Genomic DNA, 6,350 nt, shown 5'->3' with positions numbered 1-6,350 from the left:
ACCCTGAACTCTCCGGCTATCGTTAATGTTTCCTTAATGGGAAGGTTACAGAATAACTATCGGATTTCTCGATAATCCGAAGCAATTTTTTCCGCTTTTCTTCGATACATTTCGCGTTAGTCTGTGTACAGCTTTCACGGGGAAACACGCCAACATGCAACTGCGCAATTCATCTTCTCGCTACGGCGTGGTCAGCATCATCTTGCACTGGGGTGTGGCGCTGGCAGTCTTCGGCCTGTTTGGCCTGGGCTTGTGGATGGTCGGCCTCGACTATTACAGCCCTTGGCGCAAAGCCGGCCCGGACCTGCACAAGAGCATCGGCCTGGTGCTGTTGGCGGTGATGTTGCTGCGCGTAGTCTGGCGCTTCGTCAGCCCGCCACCTCCGGCGCCGGCCAACCATGGCGCCTTCACCCGCCTGGCGGCCAAGCTGGGGCACCTGGCCCTGTACCTTGGGCTGTTTGCGGTGATGGCGGCCGGTTATCTGATTTCCACCGCCGACGGGGTCGGCATTCCGGTGTTCGGCCTGTTCGAAGTGCCGGCATTGATCAGCGACTTGCCCGATCAGGCAGACGTGGCGGGTGTGATTCACCTGTGGCTGGCCTGGGGCCTGGTCATTTTTGCCGTGCTGCATGCCTTGGCAGCGCTCAAGCACCATTTCATCGACCGTGATGCGACCCTGACCCGCATGCTGGGCCGCAAAGCTTGACCCTCAACCTCAATTGCATAGGAAGGAACAGGATGTTGAAAAAGACTTTTGCCGCTCTGGCGCTCGGTACCGCACTGCTCTCCGCTGGCCAGGCCATGGCCGCCGAGTACAAGATCGACAAGGAAGGCCAGCACGCGTTCGTTGACTGGAAAATCAGCCACCTGGGCTACAGCTTCATCCACGGTACCTTCAAGGACTTCGACGGTAACTTCACTTGGGACAGCGCCAAGCCTGAAGCCAGCAAGATCAACGTCGACCTGAAAACCGCCAGCCTGTGGTCGAACCACGCCGAGCGTGACAAGCACATCGCCAGTGCCGATTTCCTCGACGTGAAGAAGTACCCGGAAGCCAAGTTCGTCTCCACCAGCGTCAAGTCGACTGGCGACAAGACGGCTGACGTGACTGGCGACCTGACCATGCACGGCGTGACCAAGCCGGTCACCTTCAAGGCTACCTTCAATGGCGAAGGCAAGGACCCATGGGGCGGCGAGCGTGCTGGCTTTAACGCCACCACCACGCTGAACCTGAACGACTTCGGCATCAAGGGCCCAGGCCCGACTTCGCAGACCCTGGACCTGGACATCAGTGTTGAAGGCGTGAAGCAGAAGTAAGTGATGCTTCGGCAATAAAAAACGCCGCCCGTTGGGCGGCGTTTTCGTTTCTTAGCCTTTTCGGGTCAACAAGGCTGGGCGTTCACCGCGCGGGCGGCTTGGCAGGTCATCCAGCTGCTCAGGCGTTGGGTAACGGTCGAGCTTGGATTCCTTGCGGATGATCACCGGCTGTTTTTCCGGCTGGCGCGGGTTGCGCACGGCCGGCTCTTGCCGGGCGGCATCGTCACGGGCAGGGCGGCCACGGCCTGCGCCGCCGCCATCGCGACGGGCACCGCCACCGTTGTTGGCGCGAGGTGGGCGTTTTTCGCCGCCGCCGCCACTGCGCTGTTGGCCACCACTGCGGGCCTGGCCCTGGCCACCGGCATTGCTGCGCTGGCCATTGCCCTGGCCCTGACCGGCACCACCTGGGCGGCGGTTGCGGCCCTGGTTCTTGCCCTGGTAGGGGCTGACGTAGTCAGCGCGGTTACCGAAGTTGTCGATATCGTCGTCCAGGAACTCTTCTGGGTCACGGTCGGCTGGCGCTTTCGGCACGCTGCTGTTGCTGGCCTGCTGCTGTTGCTGCTGGCGCGGCTTCTTGTCACGCGGCTTGCGCGGCTGCTGTTGCTTGTCGCCGCTCTTTTCCTTGTCAGCCGGCTTGTCCGCAGCCTGCTGCTTGGCCTTGCCTTTATCCTTGCCTTTGTCCTTGCGGCCGCCGTTGGCGTCTTTGCCGCCTTCGCCACGGGCCTGCTGGTTACGACCACCGCGTCCGTTGTTTTGCGGGCGCTCGCGCACTTCAGGCTTTTCGGCTTCTACCTGGCTGGCGTCAAAGCCCATCAGGTCGCCATCCGGGATGCGCTGCTTGGTCACCCGTTCGATGCTCTTGAGCAGCTTCTCTTCATCTGGCGCGACCATGGAAATTGCCTCGCCCGAACGACCGGCACGGCCGGTACGGCCAATGCGGTGAACGTAATCTTCCTCGACATTGGGCAGCTCGAAGTTGACCACATGAGGCAGTTGGTCGATGTCCAGACCGCGAGCGGCGATGTCGGTGGCGACCAGCACGCGCACGCTGTTGGCCTTGAAGTCGGCCAGCGCCTTGGTGCGGGCGTTCTGGCTCTTGTTGCCGTGGATCGCAGCGGCGGTCAGGCCGTGCTTTTCCAGGTACTCGGCCAGGCGGTTGGCGCCGTGCTTGGTACGGGTGAACACCAGCACCTGTTCCCAGGCACCCAGGGTAATCAGGTGTGCCAGCAGCGCGCGCTTGTGGCTGGCAGGCAGGCGGTAGACGCGTTGCTCGATACGCTCGACCGTGGTGTTCGGCGGGGTGACCTCGATACGCTCCGGGTTATGCAGAAGCTTGTCGGCGAGGTCGGTGATGTCCTTGGAGAAGGTGGCCGAGAACAGCAGGTTCTGGCGCTTGGCCGGCAGGCGGGCCAGTACTTTCTTGACGTCGTGGATGAAGCCCATGTCGAGCATGCGGTCGGCTTCGTCGAGCACCAGGATTTCCACGTGGGCCAGGTCGACCTTGCCTTGGCCGGCCAGGTCGAGCAGGCGGCCCGGGCAGGCAACCAGCACGTCAACGCCTTTGGCGATGGCCTGGATCTGCGGGTTCATGCCAACGCCGCCGAAGATGCAGGCGCTGACCAGTGGCAGGTCGCGGGCATACACCTTGAAGCTGTCGTGCACCTGGGCTGCCAGTTCGCGGGTCGGGGTCAGGACCAGCACGCGTGGCTGGCGCGGGCCGTGACGTTGCGACTTGTCGGGGTGGCCGGCCGGGAACAGGCGCTCGAGAATCGGCAGGGCGAAACCGCCGGTTTTACCAGTACCTGTCTGTGCGGCAACCATCAGGTCACGGCCTTGCAACACGGCGGGAATGGCCCGCTGTTGCACGGGGGTCGGCTGGGTATAGCCCGCAGCCTCGATAGCGCGGACAAGAGCCTCGGAGAGACCGAGGGAAGCAAAGGACATGGGCGATCCTGTTCTCGTGTGGGCTGGGCCCGTTGGGATGTTCTGCCTGGCGCGACGGGCATCGGCGGGATGCGATCGCGTCCGGTCCAGCTGGGCTTTCACTGCACATCCGGGAAACGGAGGGTGGACGCGAAGGGGCGTCGGTGCCGATCGGGATGCCTGTTGCGAGGCCGAGCGTCCGGGCGTGAGCCGGGCGGGAAGGCCCGAGTATAACAGAGCTAACGCGCTGTGCTGCTTTCCTGCTGCTCAACGGCGTTGAGAATGTTTCCGATGTCGCCGGTGTAGCGCTGGTTGATGGCGGCGAAGGCCGGTTCCTGTTTGAAGCGCTGCAGTGCTTCGGCAAAGGCCTGGGCCAATGCCTCACGCCCGGGTTTGCGTACCAGCCCCAGGTACTGGGCCTGGCGGTTGATCACCAGCGGCAGCGCCTCGACTTGCTGTTCCAGGCCCAGTTGCCGGAGCAGGTAATGACCAACCGTGCGATCGGTGATTGCCAGGTCGATACGGCCCAGCAGCAGCTTGCCGAAGTTGGCTTCCTGGGTGGGGGCGGCTTCCCGACGGAAATCTGTAGCCTCGTTGAACGCGGCGCCGTAGGCATAGCCGGGCGAGGTGCCGATGGTGAGGCCTGCGAGGTCGTCTGGGCCGGTCACAGGGTGGCGGCGTGCGCGCGCCTGGAACAACACGAATTCGACTTGCGACAAGGGCTCGGGGGCATAGACCAGGTAGGGGCGCCGGGCTTCGGTCTGGAAGATGTCCATAATCCCGTCAGCCAGGCCTTGCTCGATCATTGCCAGGCAGCGCTTCCATGGAAGGAACTGCCATTCCACCTGGACGCCGAGGCGTTTGAACACCTCGGTGGTGACTTCGTAGTCGATGCCGTGGGGTTGGCCATTCTGCTGGTAGATGTAGGGTGCCCAGTCATCGGACACCAGGCGCAGACGCTCGCCCAAGGCCGACGGGCTCAGGCAGGCGAGCAGCAGGGTGCAGAACAGGCGGGCGACGAGAGGCATGGCCGGAGATTACGCGCTCGGCCTGTTCTAGGCCAGAGGGGGCTGGCGTTCTCCTGTGCCGGCCCACTCAAATGTGGGAGGACCTCAGCAAATGTGTCTCGATTTCCTTGCGCCGCTCACCCAGCGACAGCCGCAGCCCCGGGTGGCGCAAGCACTGGCGCAGTTGCTCGGGCTGCAGCCGGCCGTAGCGGGCGTTGAGGTTTTCCAGGGCCTTGTCCCACCAGGCCGGCGCGCAAGCACGGTCGAACTCATTGGGGTAGGGGTAGCAGCCATAGAGCAACTCGCGGGCGAACTGGCGCTCGTGCCTGGGCAGGGTCATGCTCAACGCCTTGTAGCCCAGGCGGTGCAGCGCGGGTGGCCGGGGTAGCTGGTCGTTGACCAGCTTGACGTCAGCCAGCGCCGCCTGGCTCAGCGGGTCGTGGCCGTGCTTGCGCAGCCAGGCCTGGATCTTGGCACGGAATTGCGCCTTGCGGCTCCAGTAGTGGTGGATGACATCGGTGCACTCGGCCACCGCCATCCTACGGTATGCCGCCACCGCCAGGCAGAACTCTTCTAGCGTGTAGGCCTCGCGCGCCAGCGGGTAGAACTCGTCCATCATGGCGATGGAACTGTCGAGTGTGCTGGCGTCCTCGGCCGTAAGGCCGATCACGCCGGAGTTGATCAGTGGCATCTGGCAGTCGGCCAGGCCCCGGCCTTGCAAAATGGTCAGCAGGTTCTTGTACAGCAGGCACTTCTGGTTCGCGCCGTAGCGCGGGCCGATGGCATTGCACAGCAGCTTGCCCGGTGCCACGCGGGCGAACAGCTGCAGTGGCGAGGCCCGGAAAAAGGTGTCGGTGTCGATCAGCACCGCCAGCGGGTGTTGCTGCAGCACCTGGCGCAACAGCACGTGCTTGCTGCGAAAGTGATAACCGTGGGGGTCGTTCCATGCCTGGCGCGTGGCTTCGTCCAGCAGTTGGATGCTGACAGGCAGTTCGGCATAGGGCTGCGGGTTGTCGGTGTACACCTGGATGTCCATGGCTTCACGTGCCGCACCCAGGTGGGCAATGGCGCTGACGATGCTGAAGCAGGCTTCCTGGTGATAGGTTGCCGGGCCAAAAGCCAGGTAGACAAGCTGTGGACGCGGTGGCTGGGGATGCTGCATGGCAGGCAAGACCTGTGTAACCCGAAAATGAATAAGGCTTTAGTCTATGACCAAAGCCTTAATCATTTCTTAAGCAGACTTTGCCAAAAGATTTCAGCGCGGCAGCTTGAGGTTGTTCCAGATCGCCAGGCTCGGTTCGGCCTGGTTCAAGGTGTAGAAGTGCAGACCCGGTGCGCCGCCTTGCAGCAGCTGTTCGCACATGCGGGTGATCACTTCTTCGCCGAAGGCCTGGATGCTGGCGGTGTCGTCGGCATAGGCTTCCAGCTGCTTGCGGATCCAGCGCGGGATCTCGGCGCCACAGGCGTCGGAGAAGCGGGCCAGCTTGCTGTAGTTGGTGATTGGCATGATGCCAGGCACCACCGGGATGTCCACGCCCAGCTTCTGTGCACGCTCGACGAAGTAGAAGTAGCTGTCGGCGTTGAAGAAGTACTGGGTAATGGCGCTGTCGGCACCGGCCTTGACCTTGTGCACGAAGTTGGCCAGGTCGGCCTCGAAGTTGCGCGCCTGTGGGTGCATCTCAGGGTAGGCGGCCACTTCCAGGTGGAAGTGATCGGCGGTTTCCTGGCGGATGAACTCGACCAGGTCGCTGGCGTAGCGCAGTTCGCCACTGGCCATGCCCATGCCCGACGGCAGGTCGCCACGCAGGGCGACGATGCGTTTGATGCCGGCGGCCTTGTACTCGGCCAGCAGGGCGCGCAGGTCATCCTTGGAGTCGCCCACGCACGACAGGTGCGGCGCGGCAGGTACCTTCACTTCGCTTTCCAGCTGCAGCACGGTGTTCAGCGTGCGGTCGCGGGTGGAGCCGCCGGCACCGTAGGTGCAGGAGAAGAAGTCCGGGTTGTAGGTGGCCAGCTGGCGGGCAACGCCCATCAGCTTTTCGTGACCGGCGTCGGTCTTGGTTGGGAAGAACTCGAAACTGTAGCGGCGTTCTTGTGACATCA

Annotated in this window: 6 protein-coding genes; 2 read left to right on the top strand and 4 right to left on the bottom strand. The window is 63.2% G+C overall.

Features of this window, described 5'->3' with window-relative positions; genetic code table 11:
• Window positions 1-154: 154 nt before the first annotated feature.
• Together ACF8MI_RS09130 and ACF8MI_RS09125 are read left to right on the top strand one after the other, a co-directional pair.
• Window positions 155-706 carry a cytochrome b gene (locus ACF8MI_RS09130; RefSeq protein WP_019096619.1) on the top strand — a complete coding sequence of 184 codons (552 nt, stop codon included), beginning with the start codon at window positions 155-157 and terminating at the stop codon, window positions 704-706.
• A 32-nt stretch (window positions 707-738) separates the two neighbouring features.
• Window positions 739-1,317, top strand: coding sequence for a YceI family protein (locus ACF8MI_RS09125; RefSeq protein WP_060501030.1), 579 nt, complete (start codon window positions 739-741; stop codon window positions 1,315-1,317).
• Window positions 1,318-1,368: 51 nt separating this feature from the next.
• On the opposite strand, the gene ACF8MI_RS09120 is transcribed toward ACF8MI_RS09125, so the two are convergent.
• From ACF8MI_RS09120 to metF, 4 genes are all read right to left on the bottom strand, one after another.
• Complete coding sequence (locus tag ACF8MI_RS09120) at window positions 1,369-3,261, bottom strand: DEAD/DEAH box helicase (RefSeq protein ID WP_060501028.1); 1,893 nt, start codon at window positions 3,259-3,261, stop codon at window positions 1,369-1,371.
• Window positions 3,262-3,479: 218 nt separating this feature from the next.
• Complete coding sequence (locus ACF8MI_RS09115; RefSeq protein WP_060501026.1) at window positions 3,480-4,268, bottom strand: ABC transporter substrate-binding protein; 789 nt, start codon at window positions 4,266-4,268, stop codon at window positions 3,480-3,482.
• 67 nt (window positions 4,269-4,335) lie between these two features.
• Window positions 4,336-5,409 (bottom strand): hypothetical protein, encoded by a 1,074-nt coding sequence (locus ACF8MI_RS09110; protein WP_104833837.1) that lies wholly within the window; start codon window positions 5,407-5,409, stop codon window positions 4,336-4,338.
• 93 nt (window positions 5,410-5,502) lie between these two features.
• Window positions 5,503-6,348, bottom strand: coding sequence for a methylenetetrahydrofolate reductase [NAD(P)H] (metF, locus tag ACF8MI_RS09105; RefSeq protein ID WP_060501022.1), 846 nt, complete (start codon window positions 6,346-6,348; stop codon window positions 5,503-5,505).
• Between the last annotated feature and the right edge of the window lie 2 nt (window positions 6,349-6,350).

Source organism: Pseudomonas sp. yb_9, from assembly GCF_043103635.1.
GTDB lineage: Bacteria > Pseudomonadota > Gammaproteobacteria > Pseudomonadales > Pseudomonadaceae > Aquipseudomonas > Aquipseudomonas monteilii.
The sequence above is the reverse complement of the archived record's forward strand: the minus strand, read 5'-3'. Positions and strand labels throughout refer to the sequence as shown.